Annotated in this window: 20 protein-coding genes, 2 tRNA genes and 1 pseudogene; 14 read left to right on the top strand and 9 right to left on the bottom strand. The window is 66.5% G+C overall.

Annotated features, from left to right (window positions below; all coding sequences use genetic code 11):
- Window positions 1–21: 21 nt before the first annotated feature.
- The 10 genes and pseudogenes from eccA (at window position 22) to ACOI2T_RS35920 (ending at window position 12,362) form a co-directional block, all read left to right on the top strand.
- Window positions 22–1,857 (top strand): type VII secretion AAA-ATPase EccA, encoded by a 1,836-nt coding sequence (gene eccA / locus ACOI2T_RS35965; protein ID WP_067849893.1) that lies wholly within the window; start codon window positions 22–24, stop codon window positions 1,855–1,857.
- Window positions 1,845–2,996: pseudogene (locus tag ACOI2T_RS35960) on the top strand (MinD/ParA family ATP-binding protein); the annotation flags it as partial. The gene eccA and the pseudogene ACOI2T_RS35960, both read left to right, overlap by 13 nt.
- A gap of 108 nt (window positions 2,997–3,104) precedes the next feature.
- Window positions 3,105–3,422: a hypothetical protein gene (locus ACOI2T_RS35955; protein WP_067849891.1), complete on the top strand. Its 318-nt coding sequence runs from the start codon at window positions 3,105–3,107 to the stop codon at window positions 3,420–3,422.
- 2 nt (window positions 3,423–3,424) lie between these two features.
- Complete coding sequence (locus tag ACOI2T_RS35950; RefSeq protein WP_067849888.1) at window positions 3,425–5,710, top strand: TPR repeat domain-containing protein; 2,286 nt, start codon at window positions 3,425–3,427, stop codon at window positions 5,708–5,710.
- A complete protein-coding gene (locus ACOI2T_RS35945; protein ID WP_409503011.1) occupies window positions 5,710–6,432 on the top strand; it encodes a hypothetical protein in 723 nt (240 codons plus the stop codon). Before ACOI2T_RS35950 ends, ACOI2T_RS35945 begins: the two co-directional genes overlap by 1 nt.
- Window positions 6,433–6,594: 162 nt before the next feature.
- Window positions 6,595–10,362, top strand: coding sequence for an intein-containing DNA gyrase subunit A (gene gyrA / locus ACOI2T_RS35940; protein ID WP_409503010.1), 3,768 nt, complete (start codon window positions 6,595–6,597; stop codon window positions 10,360–10,362).
- 52 nt (window positions 10,363–10,414) lie between these two features.
- On the top strand, window positions 10,415–11,275 hold the full coding sequence (locus ACOI2T_RS35935; RefSeq protein ID WP_409503009.1) for a DUF3566 domain-containing protein: 861 nt from the start codon (window positions 10,415–10,417) through the stop codon (window positions 11,273–11,275).
- 80 nt (window positions 11,276–11,355) lie between these two features.
- Window positions 11,356–11,429, top strand: a tRNA-Ile gene (locus ACOI2T_RS35930).
- 150 nt (window positions 11,430–11,579) lie between these two features.
- Window positions 11,580–11,652, top strand: a tRNA-Ala gene (locus ACOI2T_RS35925).
- A 218-nt stretch (window positions 11,653–11,870) separates the two neighbouring features.
- Window positions 11,871–12,362: a MarR family winged helix-turn-helix transcriptional regulator gene (locus tag ACOI2T_RS35920; RefSeq protein ID WP_409503008.1), complete on the top strand. Its 492-nt coding sequence runs from the start codon at window positions 11,871–11,873 to the stop codon at window positions 12,360–12,362.
- Window positions 12,363–12,367: 5 nt separating this feature from the next.
- Here the strand turns inward: ACOI2T_RS35920 and ACOI2T_RS35915 are convergent, their stop codons facing one another.
- On the bottom strand, window positions 12,368–13,114 hold the full coding sequence (locus ACOI2T_RS35915) for an SDR family oxidoreductase (RefSeq protein ID WP_409503007.1): 747 nt from the start codon (window positions 13,112–13,114) through the stop codon (window positions 12,368–12,370).
- Between the two features lie 109 nt (window positions 13,115–13,223).
- On the opposite strand from ACOI2T_RS35915, the gene ACOI2T_RS35910 reads away from it, so the two are divergent.
- Complete coding sequence (locus ACOI2T_RS35910) at window positions 13,224–13,688, top strand: SRPBCC family protein (RefSeq protein ID WP_409503006.1); 465 nt, start codon at window positions 13,224–13,226, stop codon at window positions 13,686–13,688.
- A gap of 3 nt (window positions 13,689–13,691) precedes the next feature.
- Here ACOI2T_RS35910 and cwsA read toward each other — a convergent pair whose 3' ends face one another.
- Complete coding sequence (cwsA, locus tag ACOI2T_RS35905) at window positions 13,692–14,084, bottom strand: cell wall synthesis protein CwsA (protein ID WP_085143618.1); 393 nt, start codon at window positions 14,082–14,084, stop codon at window positions 13,692–13,694.
- A gap of 123 nt (window positions 14,085–14,207) precedes the next feature.
- Here cwsA and ACOI2T_RS35900 point away from each other — a divergent pair, with 123 nt between their 5' ends.
- On the top strand, window positions 14,208–14,735 hold the full coding sequence (locus tag ACOI2T_RS35900; protein ID WP_067849847.1) for a peptidylprolyl isomerase: 528 nt from the start codon (window positions 14,208–14,210) through the stop codon (window positions 14,733–14,735).
- A 75-nt stretch (window positions 14,736–14,810) separates the two neighbouring features.
- Here the strand turns inward: ACOI2T_RS35900 and ACOI2T_RS35895 are convergent, their stop codons facing one another.
- Both ACOI2T_RS35895 and crgA read right to left on the bottom strand, forming a co-directional pair.
- Window positions 14,811–15,218, bottom strand: coding sequence for a PH domain-containing protein (locus ACOI2T_RS35895; RefSeq protein ID WP_085143619.1), 408 nt, complete (start codon window positions 15,216–15,218; stop codon window positions 14,811–14,813).
- A gap of 155 nt (window positions 15,219–15,373) precedes the next feature.
- Complete coding sequence (crgA, locus tag ACOI2T_RS35890) at window positions 15,374–15,658, bottom strand: cell division protein CrgA (protein ID WP_067849843.1); 285 nt, start codon at window positions 15,656–15,658, stop codon at window positions 15,374–15,376.
- A 94-nt stretch (window positions 15,659–15,752) separates the two neighbouring features.
- On the opposite strand from crgA, the gene ACOI2T_RS35885 reads away from it, so the two are divergent.
- Window positions 15,753–16,502 (top strand): DUF881 domain-containing protein, encoded by a 750-nt coding sequence (locus tag ACOI2T_RS35885; RefSeq protein WP_409503005.1) that lies wholly within the window; start codon window positions 15,753–15,755, stop codon window positions 16,500–16,502.
- Between the two features lie 17 nt (window positions 16,503–16,519).
- Window positions 16,520–17,194 (top strand): aminodeoxychorismate/anthranilate synthase component II, encoded by a 675-nt coding sequence (locus tag ACOI2T_RS35880; protein ID WP_409503004.1) that lies wholly within the window; start codon window positions 16,520–16,522, stop codon window positions 17,192–17,194.
- Here the strand turns inward: ACOI2T_RS35880 and pknB are convergent.
- The 5 genes from pknB to ACOI2T_RS35855 are packed head-to-tail and all read right to left on the bottom strand — an operon-like array spanning window position 17,172 to window position 24,700.
- Window positions 17,172–19,043: a Stk1 family PASTA domain-containing Ser/Thr kinase gene (pknB, locus tag ACOI2T_RS35875; RefSeq protein WP_409503003.1), complete on the bottom strand. Its 1,872-nt coding sequence runs from the start codon at window positions 19,041–19,043 to the stop codon at window positions 17,172–17,174. The two genes, ACOI2T_RS35880 and pknB, sit on opposite strands and share 23 nt — an antisense overlap.
- Complete coding sequence (locus ACOI2T_RS35870; RefSeq protein WP_067849837.1) at window positions 19,040–20,296, bottom strand: protein kinase domain-containing protein; 1,257 nt, start codon at window positions 20,294–20,296, stop codon at window positions 19,040–19,042. The genes pknB and ACOI2T_RS35870 overlap by 4 nt, the downstream gene beginning before the upstream one ends.
- Window positions 20,293–21,768, bottom strand: a complete 1,476-nt coding sequence (gene pbpA / locus ACOI2T_RS35865) for a D,D-transpeptidase PbpA (protein ID WP_067849835.1) — start codon at window positions 21,766–21,768, stop codon at window positions 20,293–20,295. The genes ACOI2T_RS35870 and pbpA overlap by 4 nt, the downstream gene beginning before the upstream one ends.
- Window positions 21,765–23,180: a peptidoglycan glycosyltransferase RodA gene (locus ACOI2T_RS35860; RefSeq protein WP_409503002.1), complete on the bottom strand. Its 1,416-nt coding sequence runs from the start codon at window positions 23,178–23,180 to the stop codon at window positions 21,765–21,767. Before ACOI2T_RS35860 ends, pbpA begins: the two co-directional genes overlap by 4 nt.
- On the bottom strand, window positions 23,177–24,700 hold the full coding sequence (locus ACOI2T_RS35855; RefSeq protein WP_409503001.1) for a PP2C family protein-serine/threonine phosphatase: 1,524 nt from the start codon (window positions 24,698–24,700) through the stop codon (window positions 23,177–23,179). The genes ACOI2T_RS35860 and ACOI2T_RS35855 overlap by 4 nt, the downstream gene beginning before the upstream one ends.
- Window positions 24,701–24,707 lie beyond the last annotated feature (7 nt).

The raw sequence follows: 24,707 nt of genomic DNA, 5'->3' as shown, positions 1-24,707 counted from the left end.
CCACACGACAGGCAGGACACAATGAGCGGACGCAGCAGAGACGCCCAGCGCGTGTTCGACGCGGGAGTGCTGTCACTGGGAATCCCGATCAACGGCGTCGAGACCGACCGGGATGTCGAGTACGCGAAGTTGGCGTTCGCGCGCGCCACCGAGTACGACCCCGATATGTGCGATGCGTGGTTGGGGCGCGTCGCCGCAGGCGAGTCCAGCCCCGAGATCATCTACCACCTCTACCGCACGAGCAGCACCACGTTGTTTCGCGAACAGCGCCGACTGGGGTTGCCGGGCCGCGCGCTCAGCGGACGGTTCCACACCAATCTCTACATCGACTACGACCTCAGTTCGTTCACCGAGATCTGGCTGGCGTACGCGGCGGGCATGATCGCCGGCAAGGACTACACCGAAGCCGAGAACACCCTCGACGAGCTCGACCGGATCCGGGCGCGGATGCCCGGCGGCGACGCGGCATCGGACGAGATCTGCGCCTACATCCGCGGCGTGATGCACTTTCTCACCCAGCGCTGGCCGGATGTCCTTGTCACCCTGGCCAATTCGGCGTCGTTCCGCGACGAGTTCATCGCCGCGGGCGCGAACATGATGGTGGGCACCGCGTGTGCTCAGCTCGGTCTGTTCGGCGAGGCGATCCGGCGCCTCGAGCAGGCAGGAACCGGGCCGATCCCGGCGGCCCGCCAGGCTGCCGACTTCTGCCGCGGCCTGACGCTGCGGGAGATGGGCAAAGAGGACGAGGCCCGAGCGGTGTTCGAGCGTCTCTACAGCGAGGATCCGGCATTCACGGCGAATGCGGCGGCACTGCGAGATCCGAAATACCGGCTGATGATCACCGATCAAGAGACGATCGATTCGCGGACCGACAAGTGGGATCCCAAATCGGCGCGATCACACAGCGAGCGAGACGACGAGCAGCAGGCCGACCGGAACAACAGCTTCCTGCGGGAAGCGCAAGAGGAATTGGACCGCCAGGTGGGCCTGGCCGAGGTCAAGACGCAGGTCGCGAAGCTGCGGTCGACCGCCAAACTGGCGAAAGTCCGCGAAGACAAGGGTCTCAGCTCGGTACCCCGCAGCCTGCATCTCGCTTTCACCGGCCCACCCGGGACCGGCAAGACCACCATCGCCCGGGTGATCGCCAAAATCTATTGCGGCCTCGGCCTTTTGAAGACGCCGTCGGTGGTCGAAGCGACCCGTGCCGATTTCGTCGGACAGCATCTGGGCAGCACCGCGATCAAGACGTCCGAGCTCATCGACCGTGCCCTCGACGGCGTGCTCTTCATCGACGAGGCCTACACCCTCATCCAGTCGGGTCTGGCCGGCGGTGACGCGTTCGGCAGGGAGGCCGTCGACACGCTGCTGGCCCGTATGGAAGACGACCGGGACCGCCTCGTGGTGATCATCGCGGGCTACGACCGGGAGATCGACCGGTTCCTGGCGGCCAACGAAGGTCTGTCGTCTCGGTTCTCGCGTCGTATCCGGTTCAGTTCCTACAGTGCCGACGAGTTGGGTGACATCGCCCGGGTGATCGCCAGGGCGAGAGATTCCGATCTGACCGACGACGCCTACCGTGAGCTGATCGCGGTGTGCCGGAAATTGTGCGAGACCGAATCGCTCGACCAGGCCGGGCAACGGCGGTTGAGCATCGACATCGCCGGCAACGGTCGCTTCATCCGCAACGTCGTGGAATCCGCCGAGGAGGAACGGGCCTTCCGGCTCAGCGAGGACCCCGACGTCGACCTCGATTCACTCAGCGAGGACGTGTTGCGGCGGATCGAACCGGCCGACATCCGGGCCGGTCTGCGCAACGTGCTCGAAATGCACATGGACATGCACAAGGAGAACCGATGACGGCGCCTTCGGGCAGCGACGGGCCCGCCGAACTCGACGAGCCGACGCGCCAGATCCCGCGCGTCGCCGACGCCGAGGTGTTCAACCAACGCTCGACGTACTCGACACGGTATGTCCCCCAACCACATCCGCCGCTGCAAACCCCGTTCGTGACGGGCCAGCATCCCGGCGCGATGGCCGGACAGCCCGTGGCCGCGGGCCCGCAACAGCTGCGCCTGATCGCACCCGTGCAGCGCAGGCCCAGCAGCGGCTGGCGACGGCTCGTGTACCTGCTGACCGCCGGCCTGATCAATCCCGGTGAATCCCCGCGCGACCGCAACCGGCGGGCACTTGTCGCCCGCGTCAACAAGGAGGTGCGCGGCGACTACCGGATCGCGGTGCTGTCGCTGAAAGGTGGCGTCGGCAAAACCACGACGACCGTCGCGCTGGGGGCCACGCTGGCGTCGATCCGCGGTGACCGGGTGATCGCCGTGGATGCCAATCCGGATTTCGGCACGCTGGCTCAACGCGGCCCCGACCAGACCCGGGCCACCGTGCGTGACCTGCTGGCCGACACGTCGATCAGGCGGTACTCCGATGTGCGGGCCTACACGTCGCAGGGTGAGAGCCGCCTCGAGATCATGGCCTCCGAACGCGACCCGGCGGTGTCCGAGTCGTTCTCGGAAGAGGACTACCGCCAGGTCATCTCGTTGCTGCAGCGGTTCTACAACATCATCCTCACCGACTGCGGAACCGGTCTCATGCACTCGGCGATGAAGGGCGTCCTGGACGAGGCGAACGCGATCATCCTGGTCACCTCGCCCGCGATGGACGGAGCCACCAGTGCGCAGGGCACGCTCGACTGGCTGAGTCACCAGGGTTACGGGCATCTCGTGGCCAATGCCGTCGTGGTGGTGAGTTCGTCGCGTCCGGGGGCCACGTCGATGGATATCGACGAACTGATGCGATATTTCCAAAGCCGTTCACGTGCTGTTCATTTCATCCCGTTCGACGATCACCTCGCCGAAGGCTCGGAAGTGGTCCTGAACTTGATGAATCGCAAGACGCAGGACGCGTTCATCGAACTCGCCGCGACGGTCGCAGACGCCTTTGTCCGCACCGACCGGCGGGCGGGTGGGCCGGTGATGCGGGTCGAGTAGTGCTTCGGGTATTGCGCCGCAAGAGATTCGGCGACTAGCGTTGGAATCTGTGTTCTGCCGGCGAGGGCGGCGGCAGCGGCGGGATCAATCAACTGCAGGGGGACTGCTGTGTCGTTGAAAGCCGATCTGGATCAAATGCGCACCGTGGGTGGACATCTCAGAGGACTCGCCGTCGAGGTCACCGGCATGAAGTTCGGACCGATGATGATGGGCACCGATTCGGCAGCGCTCAAGAGCGTGGGCGCGATGCAGAACATCCAGTACAACGTGCTCAACACGACGTTGATACCGACGTGTTCGGAGCGGCTCAGCGAGACCGGCGACATCATGATCAACATCGCCGACAAGTTCCAGAACGGCGACGAGAGCAAGCTTCTCGACGTCGTCAACACGTTCAACAAAGCCACCGGCACGTGGGGTGAATGACGATGGGCTTCACCAAGTCCCAGGTTCAGAACATGGACCCGAACGTGATCGGCAACATCGCCAAGGGCTGGGACGATCTCGGTACGAAGATCGAGCAGAAGTTCGACTCCTATGTGAACAAGGTCAAGAACACCGCCGACGGCGGCTACTGGGAGGGCAAGGCGGCGGAGGCCGCCCAGACCCGGGCCGACGCCGACCGCAAGGTCGCGGTGGGTCTGGTCGACGAGGTGCAGTCGGCGGCGAACACCGCGCGTGGGGTGCGAGACAACATCGTCACCGCGCGGACCAACGTGCTGAACAAGGTCTCGGCGATCTCGGGTGAGCAGTTTCTGGTGCACGACGACTGGTCGCTGACCGACCCGTCGGGCATCCAGGACACCGGACAGCGGGCCGCCCGGATGCGCCTGCTGGCCGGCGAACTCAAAACCCTCGTCGACGCACTCGTCACCGCCGACGACAACGGCGCGACCACGATCAACAACCTCGCCTCCGGGCTGATCGCCAAGTTCACCGATCCCGCATCGCTGAGCGGTCAGCAGGGAACCTCCGACGGCAGCGCGATATTCGACGGGAACATCCCGCCGGATGTGTTGCAGCGTTTGATCGAGGCCGGATCGCTGACGCCGGACCAGCTCGCCGCGCTCCAGTCCGGCCAGCCGGTCGAGATCTCGGCATCGCAGATGGAATACATCAACGCGATGATGCGCTCGCTCGACGGGAAAACGCCCGAAGAGATCGAAGAGATGCTCAAGGGTCTTCCGCCGGAAGCCCGTACCGGCCTGGCCAACATGTTCCAGATCGCGTCCAACGGCCGCGTCACCGCGACCGTCGAGGGCAACTACGACGTCCCGACCAACGGCGGTTTCAACCTGCTGCCGCAGAAGATGCGGGATTCCCTCACGCGCAGTGACCTCGTGGAGAACGGTACGTTCACCGCGGGCGCCAGCACGGGATTCCCGGTCGTGTACGACACCATCAATGTCAATGGCGTCGGCACCAACCAGGCGATCGCGCGGATCGCCGGGATGAGCGACTCGAACATGCGGGCCGGATCCGACCTCGACCACAAAGTGCTCGACGTCGCGGGCAAGTACCTCGACGCACAGGTGCGCGCCGAAACGGGCGGCGACCAGATGATGTTCTCGATCGACGACCGCGGTGCCGATCCGAAGGAAGTCCAGATCACCGAGCCGATGTTCGGCGCGGTGGCCGACGACGAGTTCGCCGTCGCCGCGGCGGTCACCAACCCCGACACCGGTGAGAAGTTGATCGGCAACATCTTCCAGCACGAGTGGCAGGACGACGGCAAGACCGTGTCGGCGCTGTTCGACACGTCCGCCGGTGACGCGGTGACGACGCCGGGAGATCCGGTCGACGCGAAAAACGCCGAACTGCACGGCGATATCGCCGAGGCGACGGCGGACTACATGTCCGAGCACAAGGCGGACCTGCTACGGGTCCCCGGCTATGAGGACAAGATCTCGGCCGGCCAGCTGAACCCGGAACTCATGCGAAGCCTCGCCGACGACCTCGCGCCGTACTACAGCACCTTCGCGGGCGCCGAGACCATCCCCGGGGTCGACAACTTCGATGAGAAGAGTCAACTCGCCGACATGTACGCCGTACTCGCCAGCGATCCCGAGGCGGGGGCCAAGGCCGCGACGCACACCTACGCGCAGGAGAACGCGTTGGCGGCCGAGTACGGCAGCGGTGAGGCCGCGAGCACCTACGCCCAGATCGCGGGGCAGATGCACAGCGCGCTCGTCGACGGCACCGCCGACGCGAAGGCGTCGATGGACCGCAACGACATTTACAACGCGCAGTACGAGTACGCCCTGAACTCCGCGAATTTCGACACCGCGAAGTCGGTGGCGACCACCGCGTTCGACGCTGCAGGGCTCAAGGCAGGCAAGTGGGCTGTCGACATCATCGCCCCACACGCCAAGCTCGAGCTGATGGGCATCGTCGATCAGCAGGCCGCGATGGATCCGAACAACGGCAGGCCCAACGACGTCGCGACGGGTCAGGTCGATTCCGACGTCACCGTGCAGAACATGCTCAACGGGCTGCAGACGGAGGACCCGTCGGTTATCGACGATCCCGCGTTCGCGGATCTGCGTGAAACAGACGCCAACGGTGAGGTGCGCCTCGTGGTCAACGGGCTCGACGATCAGCAGGCAGTCAAGGAGCGGCTGCGCGACCACTACGGCATCGACATCACCGAGTGGGAGAACGAGTACGACCGCGGTGCACGGGCCGGCCAGATCCAGACACCATCAGGGAATTGATGCGCCTGCGGGTTATCGCCGCGGCTCTGCTGGTTGGCGGCTGTGCGACCCCACAACCGTCCGCTCCCTCGCCTGCGCCGGTCGATCCGCGGGCACTGTCGCATTTCACGATCGTGTGGAGCGATCCGGCCGGGTTGGATCTGCTGTCCGCCGAAGGCACGTATCTGCGGGCCAGCGTCGAGTCGTTGCGGCTCGCGGCGGCGAACAGTAACCGCGACGCCGCCTACCCGGGATTCTGGGAGACGCTGACCGGGCCCGCCAAGGACTATGCCGAGAGCTTCTTCGCCCTCGGACCCGACGATGCCTTGCACGGTGTCAATCGCTTCGAAGTGATCGGGGTCGCCGACCATGACGACCGGCTTAACGCTGGGCTGTGCATCTACGAACGGCAACTGGGCGTCGAAGATGCCGACGGCCGGTTCACGTTCAACCGCATGGGTAGCCATTACTGGGAATTGACGGTAGAGAAAGCGGGCGAAGCCTCCCCACCGGCAGGCCAGCGAGGTCGAGACACCTATCCACAGGCCGCGATGTTCGGATCGTGGCGCACCGTCAAATGGGCGAGGCAGCCGGCGGACACCCCGAACCCATGCGCGGGCCGGCCCACGCCCGGTGTGGAACCCGAGGCCTGGCCTGCGCTGATGCCGGGCAGCCGACCTTATGTGACCGAGGATGTCCCGACCGCGCCGAATTACCCCGGCTGGTCGAACAACGTCACGTGACGAAGTCGCTCGCGCGCCTGTCTCAGGCGTGTCGGAACCCGGCAACCGCCGGTGGCCACAGCGCGAACCACTAAACTGGTGAGGTTGCCGCCCCCGCGTACCGGGGTGCGGTGCGCCTGCATGCGGCCTCACACGGGGCCGCGGCTGACGAGCGAGGACTAGATGACAGACACCACCCTCCCACCGGGAGGAGACTCCGCGGACCGCGTCGAACCGGTCGACATCCAGCAGGAGATGCAGCGCAGCTACATCGACTACGCCATGAGCGTGATCGTCGGCCGCGCGCTGCCCGAGGTGCGCGACGGTCTGAAGCCGGTGCACCGCCGGGTGCTCTACGCGATGTACGACTCCGGGTTCCGCCCGGACCGCAGCCACGCCAAGTCGGCACGGTCCGTCGCCGAGACGATGGGTAACTACCACCCGCACGGTGACGCCTCGATCTACGACACTCTGGTCCGCATGGCCCAGCCGTGGTCACTGCGCTATCCACTTGTCGACGGCCAGGGCAACTTCGGCTCGCCGGGTAACGATCCGCCAGCCGCCATGCGGTACTGCGTGACCGGCGATGCGTTGGTGCGGCTGCCGTTGGGGCAGTCGGTGCGAATCGGGGACATCGTGCCCTCGGCCCGGCCGAGTACCGACAACGTCGTGGATCTCAAAGTGCAGGACCGCCACGGCAATCCGGTCTTGGCAGATCGCCTTTTCCACTCCGGCGATCATCAGACGTATACGGTGCGCACCGATGAAGGCTTCGAGGTCACGGGAACGGCGAACCATCCGCTGTTGTGCCTGGTCGATGTCGCCGGTGTCCCCACGCTGCTGTGGAAGCTGATTGAAGAGATCCGGCCGGATGACCGTGTGGTGATCCAGCGGACACCACCCGTCGAGTTCGGGCCCGCCGATTGGCACGACGCGCTCGAGGCGTTGCTGGTGGGCGCCTTCATCAGTGAAGGCTTTGTATCTGAGAACCGGGCTGGATTCAACAATCTGGACCGCGATTTCTTCACGATGGTCGTGGCCGCCTACGACGCGGTTGTCGGCGGGCCGAGGTATACGTCATCGCGGGTGATCGCATCGGGTTCCGAGCTGCACGAGCTCGACATTCAGAATCTCAGTGCTTTGCGCAAGTCTCGGCTCGGCGACATGATCGGGCAGCGTTCGGCAGTCAAGGCCGTACCGGAATGGCTGTGGAACGCGCCTGCCGCCGTGAAGCGGGTCTTCCTGCAAGCCCTGTTCGAGGGCGATGGATCTTGCTCGGCTTTGCCGCGCAACACGATTCAGGTGTCGTACTCGACGCGCAGCGACCAGCTCGCCAAGGATGTGCAGCAGATGCTGCTGGAGTTCGGCGTGATTTCGCGCCGGTACCGTCATGCGACCGGCGAACACAAGGTGGTCATCACCAACCGTGCCCAGGCCGAGCTCTTCGTCTCACAGGTTGGATTCGGGGGGGCCAAGCGCGACAAGCTCGATGCGATCGTCGCGGCTCTTCCGGAGAAGGCGGCGGGGCTCGACGGTGATCATGTTCCTGGCCTCGGCCGGTTCATCCGCGCGCATGGTGGCGGCCGCTGGGCCGACAAGGAGTGGCTGCGCAAGCACAACGTCGATCGACTCGACCGTTGGCGCCGCGCCGGCGATGAAATTCTCAGCCGTATCGCCGATGCCGATGTGCGGGCAATCGCGACCGACCTGACGGACGGCCGGTTCTACTACGCGCGGGTCGCGTCGGTGACGGATGCCGGCGTGCAGCCCGTGTACAGCCTGCGGGTTGACACGGACGACCACGCGTTCATCACCAACGGGTTCGTCAGCCACAACACGGAAGCGCGCCTCACTCCGTTGGCGATGGAGATGTTGCGTGAAATCGACGAGGAGACAGTCGATTTCATCCCGAACTACGACGGCCGGGTACAGGAGCCCACGGTTCTGCCGAGCCGGTTCCCGAACCTGCTCGCCAACGGTTCGGGCGGTATCGCCGTCGGCATGGCCACCAACATCCCGCCGCACAACCTGCGCGAGCTGGCCGAGGCGGTGTACTGGTGCCTGGAGAACTACGAGGCTGACGAAGAAGCGACGCTCGCGGCGGTCACCGAGCGGGTCAAGGGGCCCGACTTCCCCACTGCCGGTTTGATTGTCGGCTCGCAGGGCATCGAGGACACGTACAAGACGGGCCGCGGGTCGATCAAGATGCGCGGTGTCGTCGAGATCGAGGAGGACTCCCGCGGGCGCACCTCGATCGTGATCACCGAGTTGCCCTATCAGGTCAACCACGACAACTTCATCACCTCGATCGCCGAGCAGGTCCGCGACGGCAAGCTGGCCGGCATCTCGAACATCGAGGATCAGGGCAGTGACCGCGTCGGCATCCGAATCGTGGTGGAGCTCAAGCGAGATGCCGTCGCGAAGGTGGTGCTGAACAACCTCTACAAGCACACCCAGCTGCAGACCAGCTTCGGCGCGAACATGCTGTCGATCGTCGACGGGGTGCCGCGCACGCTGCGTCTCGACCAGTTGATCCGGCTGTATGTCGACCATCAACTCGATGTCATCGTGCGGCGCACCCGGTACCGGTTGCGCAAGGCCAATGAGCGGGCCCACATCCTGCGTGGTCTGGTCAAGGCGCTCGACGCCCTCGACGAGGTGATCGCGTTGATCCGGGCGTCGCAGACCGTCGACATCGCCCGGGCCGGCCTGATCGAGTTGCTCGACATCGACGACATCCAGGCGCAGGCCATCCTCGACATGCAGCTGCGCCGGCTGGCAGCGCTCGAGCGGCAGAAGATCGTCGACGATCTGGCCAAGATCGAGGCCGAGATCGCCGACCTCGAGGACATCCTGGCCAAGCCGGAACGGCAGCGGGCCATCGTGCGCGACGAGCTCGCCGAGATCGTCGAGAAGCACGGCGACGACCGTCGCACCCGGATCGTGCCCGCCGACGGCGAGGTGTCCGACGAGGATCTCATCGCACGTGAGGACGTCGTCGTCACGATCACCGAGACCGGCTACGCCAAACGCACCAAGACCGATCTGTACCGCAGCCAGAAACGCGGCGGTAAGGGCGTGCAGGGTGCCGGGCTCAAGGCCGACGACATCGTCAACCACTTCTTCGTCTGCTCGACCCACGACTGGATCCTGTTCTTCACCACGCAGGGCCGCGTCTACCGGGCGAAGGCCTATGACCTGCCGGAGGCATCCCGTACGGCGCGCGGGCAGCACGTCGCCAACCTCCTGGCCTTCCAGCCGGAGGAGCGCATCGCGCAGGTCATCCAGCTCAAGTCGTACGAGGACGCGCCCTATCTGGTGCTCGCGACCCGCAACGGCCTGGTGAAGAAGTCCAAGCTCGTCGACTTCGACTCCAACCGCTCGGGCGGCATCGTCGCGGTGAATCTGCGGGATGGCGACGAACTGGTCGGTGCGGTGCTGTGCTCGGCCGAGGACGACCTGCTGCTGGTGTCGGCCAAGGGCCAGTCGATCCGATTCTCCGCGACCGACGAGGCGCTGCGCCCGATGGGCCGTGCCACGTCCGGCGTGCAGGGCATGCGGTTCAACGAAGAAGACCGGCTGCTGTCGCTCAACGTTGTCCGCCCCGATACGTACCTGCTGGTCGCGACATCGGGTGGCTACGCCAAGCGCACCGCGATCGAGGAGTACACGGTGCAGGGCCGCGGCGGCAAGGGCATCCTGACGATCCAGTACGACCGCAAACGTGGCAGTCTGGTCGGAGCGCTGATCGTCGACGATGACACCGAGCTGTACGCCATCACTTCTGGCGGCGGTGTCATCCGGACCGCTGCACGTCAGGTGCGTAAGGCAGGACGCCAAACCAAGGGGGTCCGCTTGATGAACCTGGGCGAGGGCGACACACTGATTGCGATCGCGCGCAACGCCGAGGAGGGCCCGGATGCGGAAGGCGCCGAGTCCGACGAGTCGTGAGGGAGCCGCTGGGGTCCGACCGGGCCCCCGGCCTGAGCTAAGGAGCTGTTAGGTGAGTTCACCGAGCGAGCCGGGATACCCGCGCGCGGGCGACCGGCCGGGCAGCAGCACCAACGGCTCGGCGCCGGGTGGCGAGGTCGGAGCCGCGGGCAACGCCGCGTCACGCGCGGGCGGCCACATCACCGACTCGGGTGATGTGCCACCGTGGCAGCGCGGCGCGTCGCGCACGGCGCAGCAGCCGCCCGCGGAGGCGCGCGGCGACGCATCCCGGGGACCCGCCGGCGAGGCCCGGGCGCAGCGATTTGTCTCGGGATCGGAAACCGAGACCGAGCAGCAGCCACGCCCGGCACCGCGTCCTGAGCCGCGGAACGAACCTCGCAACGAGCCGAGGAGCGAGCCGGTGCGCCCCGAGGCGTATGCCAGCGAGCTGCCGGATCTGTCCGGTCCGGTACCCCGTCCGCCGCAGCGTAAGACCGGCAACGACAGTGCGCGGTCGTCGGCGACGCCCACCACGCGCATCCAGGTGGCGAACCGCCCGCAACAGACCGGTCCCGTGCGGGCCAGCATGCAGATCCGCCGGGTGGACCCGTGGACCGTGCTCAAGGTCTCGCTGGTGCTGTCGGTGGTGTTGTTCTTCGTGTGGATGATCGCGGTGGCGTTCCTCTACCTCGTCCTCGGCGGGATGGGCGTGTGGAGCAAGCTCAACAGCAACGTTGGCGACCTGCTGACCAGCGCGAGTGGCAGCACCGGCGGCGAGCTCGTCTCGAGCGGCACGATCTTCGGCGGTGCCGCCCTGATCGGTCTGGTCAACATCGTCGTGCTGAGTGCCATGGCCACGATCGGTGCGTTCATCTACAACCTCACAACCGATCTCGTGGGCGGTGTCGAAGTGACATTGGCCGACCGGGACTGAGGGACGTCACCGCCGACGGAACCGATTTGGGTAGCCGACCACCATTGAGGTAATCTCGTCGCTCGGTCGTCCCCTATTTCGGGCCTATAGCTCAGGCGGTTAGAGCGCTTCGCTGATAACGAAGAGGTCGGAGGTTCGAGTCCTCCTAGGCCCACGAAGCCGGCATTGCCGGTGATCACCGAGAGGGTGCGCCATGCGGTTCGTGGTTCTGGCTGTGATCGTGGCCGCGGCGGTGATCGTGTGGCGATCACGGCACGGCGACGAAGTTTGGCACGAGGCGGACTAGCCCATCTCGGCCAGTCGAGGGGCCTTAGCTCAGTTGGTAGAGCGCTGCCTTTGCAAGGCAGATGTCAGGAGTTCGAATCTCCTAGGCTCCACAAGTTGAATCTGCGGTCCAGAAGCGGTTTCGGTGTTAGCCACCGGGACCGCTTTTCTCGTTCTCGCCTACACTTGCCCACAATCTTCCTCAACATCAGACCCGTACAGGTGACCGGCTTCGAGCCCGTTCGGTGGCCGTCGACACGGATAGTCGCCGAAACCGCGTATCGGGGTTGAGTTTTGCTTAGATAGGCGACATGCATCTCGATGACGCGCGATGACTGATTCCGGCGAGTACCCGCTGACGCCGAGGCAGCAGCGGGCCTGGCTGAATTTCATGCGGGTCTATCACCGGCTCGAATATGAGGTGAACCGTCACCTGCGCACCGAGAGCGGTCTTTCACTCTACGACTACACGGTGCTCAGCACGCTCTCGCGCGCACCGGATCGCCGCCTGCAGCTGACCACACTGGCCACGGTGATCGGGTGGGAACGCAGCCGGGTTTCTCACCACCTGATGCGGATGGCACGTCGCGGCCTGGTCGAGCGCACAACCTGTGACACCGACGGTCGCGGCACTGTCGTCGTCCTGACCGACGAGGGCTGGGGCCAGCTCGCCGGCGCCGCCCCGGTGCACGCGGAGTGGGTACACCGGGCGTTCTTCGCCGATCTGGATCCCGAGCACGAGGATGCCCTCGCCGACATCCTCGCCGTTGTACACGAGAGTCTGTTGCGCGAGGGCACCTTGCCGCGTCCCGACCTCAGCTAGACCAGCTAAACCTGGTTCATGCCCCCGTCGACGAAGATCTCCGCACCTGTCATGAAGCTGCTCGCATCGGAGCCGAGGAACACCACCACGGCGGCCAGTTCGGCAGGATCGCCTAACCGCTTCATCGGGTTCGTTGCCAGACCGTCGAAGAACACCTGCCGCTGGTCTTTGTCAGGCACGAGTTCGGTGAGTCCCTCGGTCAGGATGGGACCGGGTGTGACCGTGTTGACCCGGAAGCCACGGTCGCCAAGCTCGGTGGCCCAGGTGCGGCCGAAGGACCGGATAGCAGCCTTTGCCGCGGCGTAGGCGCCGAATGCCGGGGTACCCCTGGTGGCCGCGGTGGAGCCGGACAGAACGATCGAGGCACCGGGATTGAGTAGCGGCATCGTCTTCTGCACGGTGAACACTGTCCCGCCCACGTTGCGGTTGAACGTGTCGATGAGGTGTTCGGGTGTCTCGTCCTCCAGCGTGGCGAACTCGCCACTGCCGGCGTTGGTGAAGACGATGTCGAGGCCGGCACCTGCGTCGCGGATGACCCCGACAAGTCGGTCCAGGTCCTCGGTGCTGGTGACATCGCTGGCAACACCGACGACACCGGAACCGAGCGAGGCTGCGGCGGCGTCGACGCGCTGTTGGGTACGCCCGGTGATGAACACCTTGGCGCCCTCGTCGGCGAAGGCTCGCGCCGTCGCGTAACCGATACCGGATGTGCCGCCGGTGATCAGTGCTGTCTTTCCTTCGAGCTGAGCCATCCCGTCCTCCTGTCGTCGAAAACGCTTGATGCGTTCCATATCCAGCAACTAGGTGACATGTCACGTTATTCCGGGACATGTCACCTATCCACTTGGTAGCGTCGACTCCGTGACTCAGCTCGAGTACTCCGACTCCATCCACGTCGCCATCCCGCCGGATGCCCTCTACGCCATCGTTTCCGATGTCACCCGTACCGGCGAGTGGAGCCCCATCTGCCGTGAGTGCTGGTGGGACGAGGACGGTGGGCCGCGCGTGGGCGCCTGGTTCACCGGACGCAACGTGACGCCTGACCGCGAATGGGAGACCCGCAGTCAGGTTGTCGCCGCCGATCCCGGACGTGAGTTCTCCTGGGAGGTCAACGGCGGCTGGGTGCGTTGGGGCTTCACCTTGGAGCCAGAGGATGCCGGCACCCGATTGACCGAGTCCTGGGCCTTTCTGGAGCCCGGAATCGCAGGCTTCCACGAGCGCTACGGCGAGCGGGCCGACGCCGAGATCGCCGCGCGCAGCGAGGCGGCGCTGAGCGGGATACCGGCCACCCTCGCGGCCATCAAGGCTGTCGCAGAGGGCGCCTAGGCTCTACGGCTTCGGCGTGACCTCCACGCTCGGCGGCAGCGGCGAGGGCTCGGGGCGGGTCGAGCGTCGCACGATCGAGAACACGACCGCGCCGCCCGCCAGGACGGCTGCCGCGACCCCGGCGATGACGAGCGGACGGCGCCGCTTCTTGGGCGGTGCCGTGGCTTCCTGGATGACTTCCGGCAGCGCGGCGACCGCTTCGGCGGCCGCGGCCAACTGGCGGCGCAGCTTGCCGGACTCGTAGCGACGGCGCAGCCCGTTCGCGGTTGCCTGTGCCGAGTTCAGTCCCAGACCGACGACGCCCCTGGTGATGTCGACCGGGCCGACCGCGGTGTATTTCAAACCGCGGGAAAGTCGTTGATGGGGGGCCAACCGGAGATCGGCATTCGCGGTCATCTCGCACCTTTCTGAGCCATCGGGTTCCGACTGCCAGTCCAGCCTGCCATCTCGAACGCGGTCAGGTGGGTAAGTGACGGGTGCCGATGGGCGCGCGTGACCGGGATGGCACACTGACATTCCGTGACGAGCCCCATTCAGACCGCAACCGCGACCCTGCACACGAACCGCGGCGACATCAAGATCGCCCTGTTCGGTAACCACGCTCCCAAGACCGTGGCCAACTTCGTCGGTTTGGCGCAGGGCACCAAGGACTACAGCACCGAGAACGCGTCGGGCAGCACGTCCGGTCCCTTCTACGACGGGGCAATCTTCCACCGGGTGATCGACGGCTTCATGATCCAGGGCGGCGACCCGACCGGCACCGGTCGCGGCGGCCCGGGGTACCAGTTCGCCGACGAGTTCCACCCGGAGCTGCAGTTCGACAAGCCCTACCTGCTGGCGATGGCCAACGCCGGGCCGGGCACCAACGGTTCGCAGTTCTTCATCACGGTCGGCAAGACCCCCCATCTGAACCGTCGCCACACCATCTTCGGCGAGGTTGTCGACCCGGAGTCCCAGAAGGTCGTCGATGCGATCGCATCGACTGCGACCGACCGGGGTGACCGCCCCACCGAGCCGGTGGTGATCGAGTCGGTCACGGTGTCATAGCCACGGCCTGACCCGCATACGCAACAACGCGACGTCCCCGTCTGCGGGGACGTCGCGTCTGTGTGCGGGACTTCTTCAGTAGCCGGCCGCTTTGAGGGCGTCGAGAACGTCGAGCGGGTCGGTGCCCAGGTCCCATCGAGTCATGACGAGCAGCCGATCGTCGGCCGTGTCGATCTCGAGCAGGCGGACCTTGCGGGCGATGCGCCGGAACTCGGTGATGCGGATCGAACGGACGTCATTGCGCCGAAGTATCCGGGTGCGCGACCAACCGCGAACAGTGAGACCGTCTTCGCTGATTGCCAGTTTTGGCCGGGCGCGCCAGGAGAACGTTGCAAAGGTGAGCAATCCCACGGCGGCAATGCCGGCAAGAACACGTCCTGGTGGATCTGTGATCAGGGTCACAGCTGCGATAGCCATCATAAGTCCGGCTATGCCGCAACCTGCGATTCCAGCGGTGGGAGGCCCCCAACTAGTTTGCTGCACGGGCAGTGCACACCCTTTTACCGTTACTAATGAAGTTATCCACAGGTGCTATCCCCAATGGGGATGAATCACAACGATGTGATTGAGCGCCCGGGACGTTGCTAAACCGGTAACGCACGGAACGTAAGATGAATTCATTATGATGCCGTCTTGACTCAGCGCCAGCGCATCGTGAGCAACAGACCGGTGATCATGAAAGCAAAGGCGATCGCGTAGTTCCACGGACCGAGATCGGCCATCCATTGAAGGAACGACGGGGTGTCGATCGGATTGGTGGCGGCGAGCTGGAACACCAGCAGCCAGATGAGGCCGAACAGCATGAGGCCGATGAACAGCGCGACGAACCAGACGCTGGACGGTCCGGCTTTAACCTTGACCGGTGTCCGGCTCACCGGCTTGATGGTGAAGTCGTTCTTTTTGCGGACTTTGGACTTGGGCATGGGTACCTTCGCGGACAGTCGGCGTCACACGGTGCGACGATGAAGCAGGATGCTTCACGAGCCTAACGTAGCTGCACGTCCGGAAGAGGAGCCGATGGACCAGCCCCGTCGTTCCCCATGGCGCTTCGGCGTCCCGGTGGTGTGCCTGCTCGCGGGCCTGCTGCTCGCCGCGACGCACGGCGTCTCCGGCGGAGACGAGATTCGCCGCAGCGACGCTCCGCGCCTGGTGGACCTCGTGCGGGAGGCTCAGCAGTCGGTGGACCGGCTGACCGTTCGGCGTGATTCGCTGGCGACGGAGATCGACAGCCATCACGGCGGCTCCCCCAGCTCGCATGCCGCGCTCGACGCGATCACCGCGCGCAGCGCCGAATTGGCCGCAGACGCCGGGATGGAGCCCATCCGCGGTCCGGGCCTCGTGGTGACGCTCACCGACGCCCAGCGTGACGCTGAGGGCCGGTTCCCCCGCGATGCCGCACCCGATGACCTCGTCGTGCATCAGCAGGACATCCAGGCCGTCCTGAACGCTCTGTGGAGCGCAGGCGCGGAGGGCATCCAGATGCAGGATCAGCGCATCATCGCGACCTCCGCACCGCTCTGTGTGGGTAACACCCTGCTGCTCAACGGCCGCACCTACAGCCCGCCGTACGTCATCACCGCGATCGGTGACACAGCGGCCATGCAGGCCGCCCTCGCCGCCGCACCGCTCGTCACGCTCTACAAGCAGTACGTGGTCCGGTTCGGCTTGGGCTACGTCGAAGAACCGCGGGCCCAGGTCGAACTCGTCGGGCACACCGAGCCCGTGCGGATGCGCTACGCGAAACCCGCAGGCCCCATCGGCTACTGAGCCGGTAACCTGGGCCGATGCAGGTTCTCGTCGTCGACAATTACGACAGCTTCGTGTTCAACTTGGTCCAGTACCTGGGCCAGCTCGGCGTGGACGCACAGGTCTGGCGCAACGACGACGAACGGCTGAGCAGCGACGCCGCCATCGCCAAGGTGGTCGCCGACTTCGACGGCGTGCTCCTGAGTCCAGGGCCGGGCACGCCCGAGCGCGCCGGCGCCTCGATCCCGCTGGTGCGCGCCTGTGCCGCGGCCCGCACTCCCCTACTCGGGGTGTGCCTGGGACATCAGGCCATCGGCGTCGCGTTCGGCGGCACCGTGGACCGTGCCCCCGAACTACTACACGGCAAAACGAGCGTCGTGCACCACACCGATGACGGTGTGCTGAAAGGACTTCCGGATCCGTTCACCGCGACGCGCTACCACTCGCTGACCATCCTGCCCGAGACCGTCCCGGACGAGCTCGAGGTCATCGCACGCACCGAAGGCGGCGTGATCATGGGCGTGCGCCATGTCGAGTTGCCCATCCACGGCGTGCAGTTCCACCCCGAGTCGATCTTGACCGAGGGCGGGCATCGCATGCTGGCCAACTGGCTCGGCTACTGCGGTGCCGCGCCCGCCGAGACTCTCGTCCGACAGCTCGAGGACGAGGTCGCCCGCGCGGTCGCGGCCGCTACGACGCGAAACTCAGCGTAATCCGCGCGTCCCGGTTCACCGGGGTGCCCGCCGCGGGAGTCTGATTCACGACGGCGTTCGTGCGCTGACCGCTGTCGCGAACGTCGGCGCCCTTGTCGAGTTGCCCGGTCCAACCGAGGGCCGTCAACCGCGGATAAGCGTCCGCCCAGAACTGCCCGACCAGGTCGGGCATGATGAACTGGTTGCCCTTCGACACGTGGATCTGAATGACCGTGTCCTTCGGAACCGACTGCCCTGCGGGCGGCTCGGTGCCGACCACCTGGCCGGCTGGCGCGGTGTTGTCCACCTCGACGACGACGGTGTTGGGGAAGCCTGATGCCCCCAGGATCGCCTTGCAACTGTCGGCGGTCTGCCCGACGCAGTCAAGAACCTGGGCGTTCTCAGGGCCGGAGCCCACGGCAATGGTGATCTCGTAGATGACCCCGGTGTTCTGGTTCGCCGGCGGATTGGTCGCGATCACCTTGCCCTTTTGCTCGGGCGTCGACGGGGTCGAGGATTCCCTGACTTTCTCGAACCCGGCGTCTTTGAGCTTCTGCCTGGCCTGTGAGGGTGTCATTCCGACCACGTCGGGTACTGGCGCCTGTTGCGGACCGGTAGAGACGTTGATGGTGATTTCGTCCCCGGCGGCCACGGTGCTGTTCGCGGCGGGCTCGGTGTCGATGACTTGATCGACAGGTACAGAATTGTCGGGCCGGGGCTCGGTACGAGTTTTGAAACCCCGGTTCTGCAACGCGGCTTGCGCGTCATCGACGGACTGACCGCTCACGTCGGGCACCTGCACGTCGCGCGGACTGCTGCCGACCATGTTGATCGCGACCGTCACGACCACGGTGAGCACCGCGAGCACCGCCACCGCGATGAGCCAGCGGGCCACCGAGTTGCCGCGCTCACGTGAATAACCGGCGGGCCGTGGGACCGGCATGTCCTGGGTCGCGGGTCCGCGATCCATCGGTGCGGTCAGCATCGACGTGCGCTCGGCGTCGGTGAACACCTTGGGCGCATCGGGTGCCTGCCCGCTGTGCACGCGGATCAGGTCCGTCCGCATCTCCGCGGCGGATTGGTAGCGGTTGTCGGGGTTCTTGGCCAGTGCTTTGAGGACGACGGCGTCGAGCTCGGGCGAGATGCCCTGGTGGCGGTGCGACGGCGGAATCGGATCCTCGCGCACGTGCTGGTAGGCCACCGCGACCGGCGAGTCACCGATGAAAGGCGGTTCGCCCGTGAGGATCTCGTACAGGACGCAGCCGAGCGAGTAGACGTCGGAGCGGGCGTCGACCGTCTCGCCGCGGGCCTGCTCCGGGGACAGGTATTGCGCGGTTCCGATCACCGCGGCGGTTTGCGTGACGCTGTTGCCGGTGTCGGCGAGCGCCCGTGCGATGCCGAAGTCCATCACCTTCACAGCGTTGTTCTTGCTGATCATGATGTTGGCCGGCTTGACGTCGCGGTGGATGATGCCGTGCTGATGGCTGAAGTTCAGCGCCTGGCACGCGTCGGCGATGATCTCGATCGCACGCTTCGGCGGGATGGGGCCGTCGGTGTGGACGATGTCGCGCAGCGTCACGCCGTCGACGTACTCCATGACGATGTAGGGCAGCGGTCCGTTCGGCGTCTCGGCCTCGCCGGTGTCGTACACCGCGACGATCGCCGGATGGTTCAGCGCGGCGGCGTTCTGGGCCTCGCGGCGGAACCGGAGATAGAAGCTCGGGTCGCGGGCCAGGTCGGCGCGTAGCACCTTCACCGCGACGTCACGGTGCAGCCGCGTATCGCGTGCCAGATGAACTTCGGACATGCCGCCGAAGCCGAGGATTTCACCGAGTTCGTATCGGTCGGAGAGGTGCTGAGGCGTCGTCATTGCAGTATCTGTTCCGGTGCTGCGGGGGCCCGCGGCATGATCACGTGGAGTCCCAGCTCAGGCAACGCTGCCGGCGACTGGTAAGGCGTTGTCTCGGTCACCGTGTCGGTCACCGTGGGTGGTGGCGTCTGCTCCCTTTCCTTGCGGTCCTGCGCATTGAGCACGATCAGGATCGCGATGACGATCGCCAGCGCGCCGAGGACGCCAGCCGCCCACAATAGCGCGCGCTGGCCGGATGAGAACGTACGCCGCGGTGGCGGCGCCGGGCGGTGGGCGCTGGTGGCCGTCGGCCTCGCGCGTGCGGCGGTGACGGGCGCGCGCCCGGTCAGGTCGGCGGCCGCGCGCGCCTGCGCGGCGGACGGCACCGCGGCCGGGGCGGCCCGTCCCAGTGTCGGGGCCTGGTTGGGCCGGGGCGGGCGGCGGCCGGAGCGCACCGCGGCGACGGCGTCGGCGAACGGCCCGCCCGACTTGTAGCGCATGCCGGGGTTCTTGACGAGCGTGATCTCGATCAGCTCACGCACATTGGGCGGCAGATCGGCTGGCAGCGGCGGTGGCGTCTCCTTGATGTGCTTCATCGCCACCGTCAGCGCACCGTCACCGGTGAACGGACGCTTGCCCGAAACCGATTCGTAGCCAACGACTCCCAGTGAGTAGACGTCGCTGGCCGCGGTCGCGTCATGGCCGAGCGCCTGCTCGGGCGCGATGTACTGGGCGGTGCCCATCACCATGCCGGTCTGGGTGACCGGTGCGGCGTCGACGGCCTTGGCGATACCGAAGTCGGTGAGCTTCACCTGACCGGTCGGGGTGATCAGGATGTTGCCCGGCTTGACGTCGCGGTGCACCAGGCCCGCCGTGTGAGCGACCTGCAGCGCGCGCCCGGTCTGCTCGAGCATGTCGAGCGCATGACGCAGCGACAGGCGGCCGGTGCGCTTGAGCACAGAGTTCAGCGGCTCACCGTTGATGAGCTCCATGACCAGATACGCCGTACGGCCTTCGCCGTCGAGCTCGGTCTCGCCGTAGTCGTACACGCTCGCGATGCCGGGGTGGTTGAGCATCGCGACCGTGCGGGCCTCGGCCCGGAACCGCTCGACGAACTCGGCGTCGGTCGAGAACTCGGCCTTGAGCACCTTGACCGCGACCCGGCGGCCCAGCCGCGAGTCGACGGCTTCCCACACCTGGCCCATACCGCCGGTGGCGATCAGTCGCTGCAGCCGGTAACGACCGGACAGCGTGACTCCGACCCGGGGGCTCATGTTCCCTCCCGCAGCGCCGCCGCGATCGTGGCGCGTCCGATAGGGGCGGCCAATGCGCCGCCGGTGGCTGACAACCGGTCGCCGCCGTCCTCGACCAGCACCGCGACCGCGACCTTGGGGTCGGAGGCCGGTGCAAAGGCGATGTACCAGGCATGCGGCGGAGTGTTGCGGGGGTCAGTCCCGTGCTCCGCCGTACCGGTTTTCGAAGCGATCTGCACGCCGGCGATAGCTCCCTTCTGCTGAGTCACCTGCTCGGCGGCGACCATCAAATCCGTAAGTGTAGCCGCGACCTGGGGTGACACCGCTCGGCGCTCTTGGACGGGCGCGGTGGTGCTGATGGTGGCCAGATCCGGCCCCTTGAGGTTATCCACAAGATAGGGGCGCATGGATATGCCGTCATTGGCGATTGTCGCGGCCACCTGTGCGTTCTGCAACGGTGTGAGCGCGACGTCGCGCTGCCCGATGCTCGACATGCCCAGCGCGGCGCCGTCGAGAATCGGTCCGGTGGTGGACTCGGCGACCTGCAGCGGGATCGCCGGTGGCGGCGCGTCCAGGCCGAACGCCTGGGCCGTCGCCTTGAGCTTGTCGGCGCCGGTGTCGAGACCCAATTCGACGAACGCGGTGTTGCAGGACTTCGCGAACGCGTCGCGCAGCGACGTGGTGGGTCCGGGTCCGCATGCCGCGCCGCCGAAGTTCTCCAGCGTCGCGGTGCTGTCCGGCAACGACGTCCGCGCCGCGGACGTCAGCTGCGTGTCCGGGGTGGCACCGGCTTGTAGCGCAGCCGCGGTGGTGATGACCTTGAACGTCGACCCCGGCGGGTAGGTCTCGGAGATCGCGCGGTTGAGCAACGGCGACTGCGAATCGTCGCGCAACTGCTCCCACGCCGTGGTCTGCGCGTTGAGATCATGCGTGGCCAGCAGATTGGGGTCGTAGGACGGTGCCGAGACCATGGCCAGAATCTTGCCGGTCGACGGTTCGAGCGCGACGACCGAGCCCCGGCAGGGCCCGTCACAGCCGGTCTGCATCGCGTTCCACGCGGCCTGCTGCACCTGCGGCTTGATGGTCGTGTCGACGTTGCCGCCCCGCGGATCGCGTCCGGTGAAGAAATCGGCGAGCCGGCGGCCGAACAGTCGCTCGTCCGAGCCGTTGAGGATGGTGTCCTCGGCGCGCTCGAGGCCCGTGCTCGAGTACGCCAGCGAGTAGAAACCGGTGACCGGCGCGTAAGCCTGTGGATCGGGATAGACGCGCAGGTACCGGAACCGCCCGTCGGTCGCGACCGAGTAGGCCAAAAGCTGACCGCCCGCGCTGATCTGCCCGCGCTGGCGCGAGTATTCGTCGAGCAGCACCCGCTGGTTGCGCGGGTCGGCGCGTAACCCGTCGGCGGTGAAGACCTGGGTCATCGTGGCATTGGCCAGCAGCAGCACGATCAGCACCATGATGGCGACGGCTACCCGGCGCAGTGAGGTGTTCATACCTTCTCGATCACCTCGGTACTGGCCGCCGCGATGGGCGTCGCGTTCGGTGGCCGCTCGGTGGTGATCGGTCGCCGTGCGGCGTAGGAGATGCGCACCAAGATGGCCAGCAGCACATAGTTGGCCACCAGCGACGAGCCGCCGTAGGACATCCACGGTGTGGTGAGCCCGGTCAGCGGGATCAGTCGGGTGACGCCGCCGACGACGATGAACAGCTGGATGGCCAGCGTCGAGGCCAGGCCCGCGGCAAGAAGCTTGCCGAAGCTGTCCCGTACGGCGATCGCGGTGCGCAGGCCGCGGATGATGACGATCGTGTAGAGCATGAGAACGCCTGCGAGACCGACCAATCCGAGTTCTTCACCGATCGCGGCCACGATGAAATCCGTGGCGGCGGCCGGAACCGTGCCGGGCTGCCCGTTGCCGAGACCGGTGCCGAAGATGCCGCCGGTTGCGAAGCTGAACAGCGACTGCACCATCTGATAGCCGGCGCCCTCAGGGTCGGCGAACGGGTCCAGCCAGGTCTGTACCCGCACCCGGACGTGACCGAAAACGTGGTATGCCGCAACGCTTCCCACCGCGAACAGCGCGAGCCCGATGACCACCCAGCTGAGCCGTTCGGTGGCGACATAGAGCAGCACGAGAAACGATGCGTACAGCAGAAGTGAAGTGCCCAAGTCTTTTTCGAAGATCATCACGCCCACCGACGCGGCCCACGCCAACAGCAGCGGTGCCAGATCACGCGGGCGGGGCAGGTCGACCCCGAGGAAATGCTTACCGGCACTGGTGAACAGGCTGCGCTTGGCCACCAACACCGACGAGAAGAAGATCAGCAGCAGGATCTTGGAGAACTCGGCAGGCTGAATCGAGAAGCCCGGGAACTGAATCCAGATCTTCGCGCCGTACTGCTCGGAGTACCTCGCCGGCAGCAGAGCCGGAATGACAAGCAGCACAAGGCCGGTCAGGCCGCAGATGTATCCGTACCGGGCCAGCATGCGGTGGTCTTTGAGAAAGATCACCACGAGGGAGAACGCGATGACGCCGACAAGGGTCCACAGCATCTGCTGGTTCGCCGTTCCGCCGAGGCCGTCGGAGGTCATCTCGCCCTTGGCCAGATCCAGCCGGTGGATCATCACCAGGCCCAGCCCGTTGAGCAGCGCGACCACCGGCAGCAGCAGCGGATCGGCGTACGGCGCGAACCGTCGCACGGCCAGGTGTGCGCCGCCGAACAGTGCCAGGTATCCGATCGTGTAGCGGGCCAGATCCCAGCTGACGCCCTGTTCCTGATTGGTCTCGACGATCAGCAGCGCGACGGTGGTGATCAGGGCCGCGAACCCCAGTAGCAGCAGTTCCGCGTTGCGCCGGTTCGGTAGCGGCGGCATGACGGTAACCGGCGACTGGGGCTGCGTCGTCATGACACCGCCCGGCAGTTCGTCCCCGGTTCGGGTGGCGGGGGAGGCAGTGCGGTGACGGTGGGCGACGGCGTTGGCGAAGGCGACGGAGCCGGCGCGCCCGGGGGCGGCGGGGTCGGCGCGGGCGCGGTGACGGTCGTCGGCGTCTCCGGCGCCGGAGAGCCACCCGGGCCGCGTGCGCTGGGTTCGGGCGCGGGTTCGGAGGTGGGCGCCGGCGGCGGGGGTGTGGTGGTCGTCGGGGTGGTCGCTCGGCGCGGCGCGCACACCGGCAGCACGGAACTGCGGGCGAGCTCGGTGATCTGGGCGAACGCCTCGTCGAGGGTGCCGCCGGGCAGCCCGGCCACCACCTGCGCGCGTTCGGACGGGCGCATGTCGTTGACGGCCATCAGCCGGCAGGCGAGGTTGTCCTGATTTTCGTCGGCGCCGATCAGCGACAGCTCGTTGCGGTCGTTGAGGCAGCCGAGCCGGTAGGGCTCCTGCAGGGAGTAACCGAGAAACGAGCCCTGGATACCGCGCATGATCGAGACCGTGCCGTCGTGCTCGGCGACGTAATAGTTGTTGCGGATGATCTCCCGGCCGATCGCCAGGCCGCCCACCACCACCAACAACAGGAGTATCGCGGCGATGACGATGCGCCGCCGCGACCGGGGCTTGCGCGACGGTTCGGCGGGCTGAGGCACCACTCGTTTGGGTTCGTTGCGGCGCGGGTTGAATGCCGACGCCCGCCCGGCCGCGGTGTTGGGCGGTGCGGTCTGGTCGTCGTCACCGGACACCGCGCCGGCGAGGATCGGCTGCGTCTGCCCGTAGTCGTAGTCGACGACGTCGGCCACCACCACGGTGACGTTGTCGGGGCCACCGCCGCGCAGCGCCAATTCGATGAGCCGGTCGGCGCTTTCGGCGACGTCCTCGATCTGCAGCGCCTCGTGGATGGTCTCCTGGCTGACCGGATCGGACAACCCGTCCGAGCACAGCAGGTAACGGTCGCCGGCCTTGGCCTCGCGCATGATCAGCGTCGGCTCGACCTCATGGCCGGTGAGCGCCCGCATGATGAGCGAGCGCTGTGGATGGCTGTGGGCCTCTTCGGCCGTGATGCGGCCCTCGTCGACGAGCGTCTGGACGAAGGTGTCGTCTTTGGTGATCTGCGTCAGTTCCCCGTCGCGCAGCAGATAGCCCCGCGAGTCACCGATGTGCACCAGGCCCAGCCGGTTGCCCGCGAACAGGATCGCGGTCAGCGTCGTGCCCATACCGTCGAGTTCGGGGTCGGCCTCGACGTGCGCGGCGATCGCGGAGTTGCCCTCGGCCACCGCGGCGTGCAGCTTGCTCAGCAGATCGCCGCCGGGCTCATCGTCGTCGAGGTGGGCCAGCGCTGCGATGACGAGCTGTGAGGCCACCTCGCCGGCGGCATGCCCGCCCATCCCGTCGGCGAGCGCGAGCAGCCGGGCACCTGCGTAGACGGAGTCTTCGTTGTTGGCGCGGACCAGGCCGCGATCGCTGCGCGCGGCATATCGGAGAACGAGGGTCATATCGCTC

The organism is Mycolicibacterium wolinskyi str. Jessa 2025 (assembly GCF_049241375.1).
Lineage (GTDB): Bacteria > Actinomycetota > Actinomycetes > Mycobacteriales > Mycobacteriaceae > Mycobacterium > Mycobacterium wolinskyi.
This window is presented reverse-complemented; position numbering and strand designations above follow the sequence as displayed.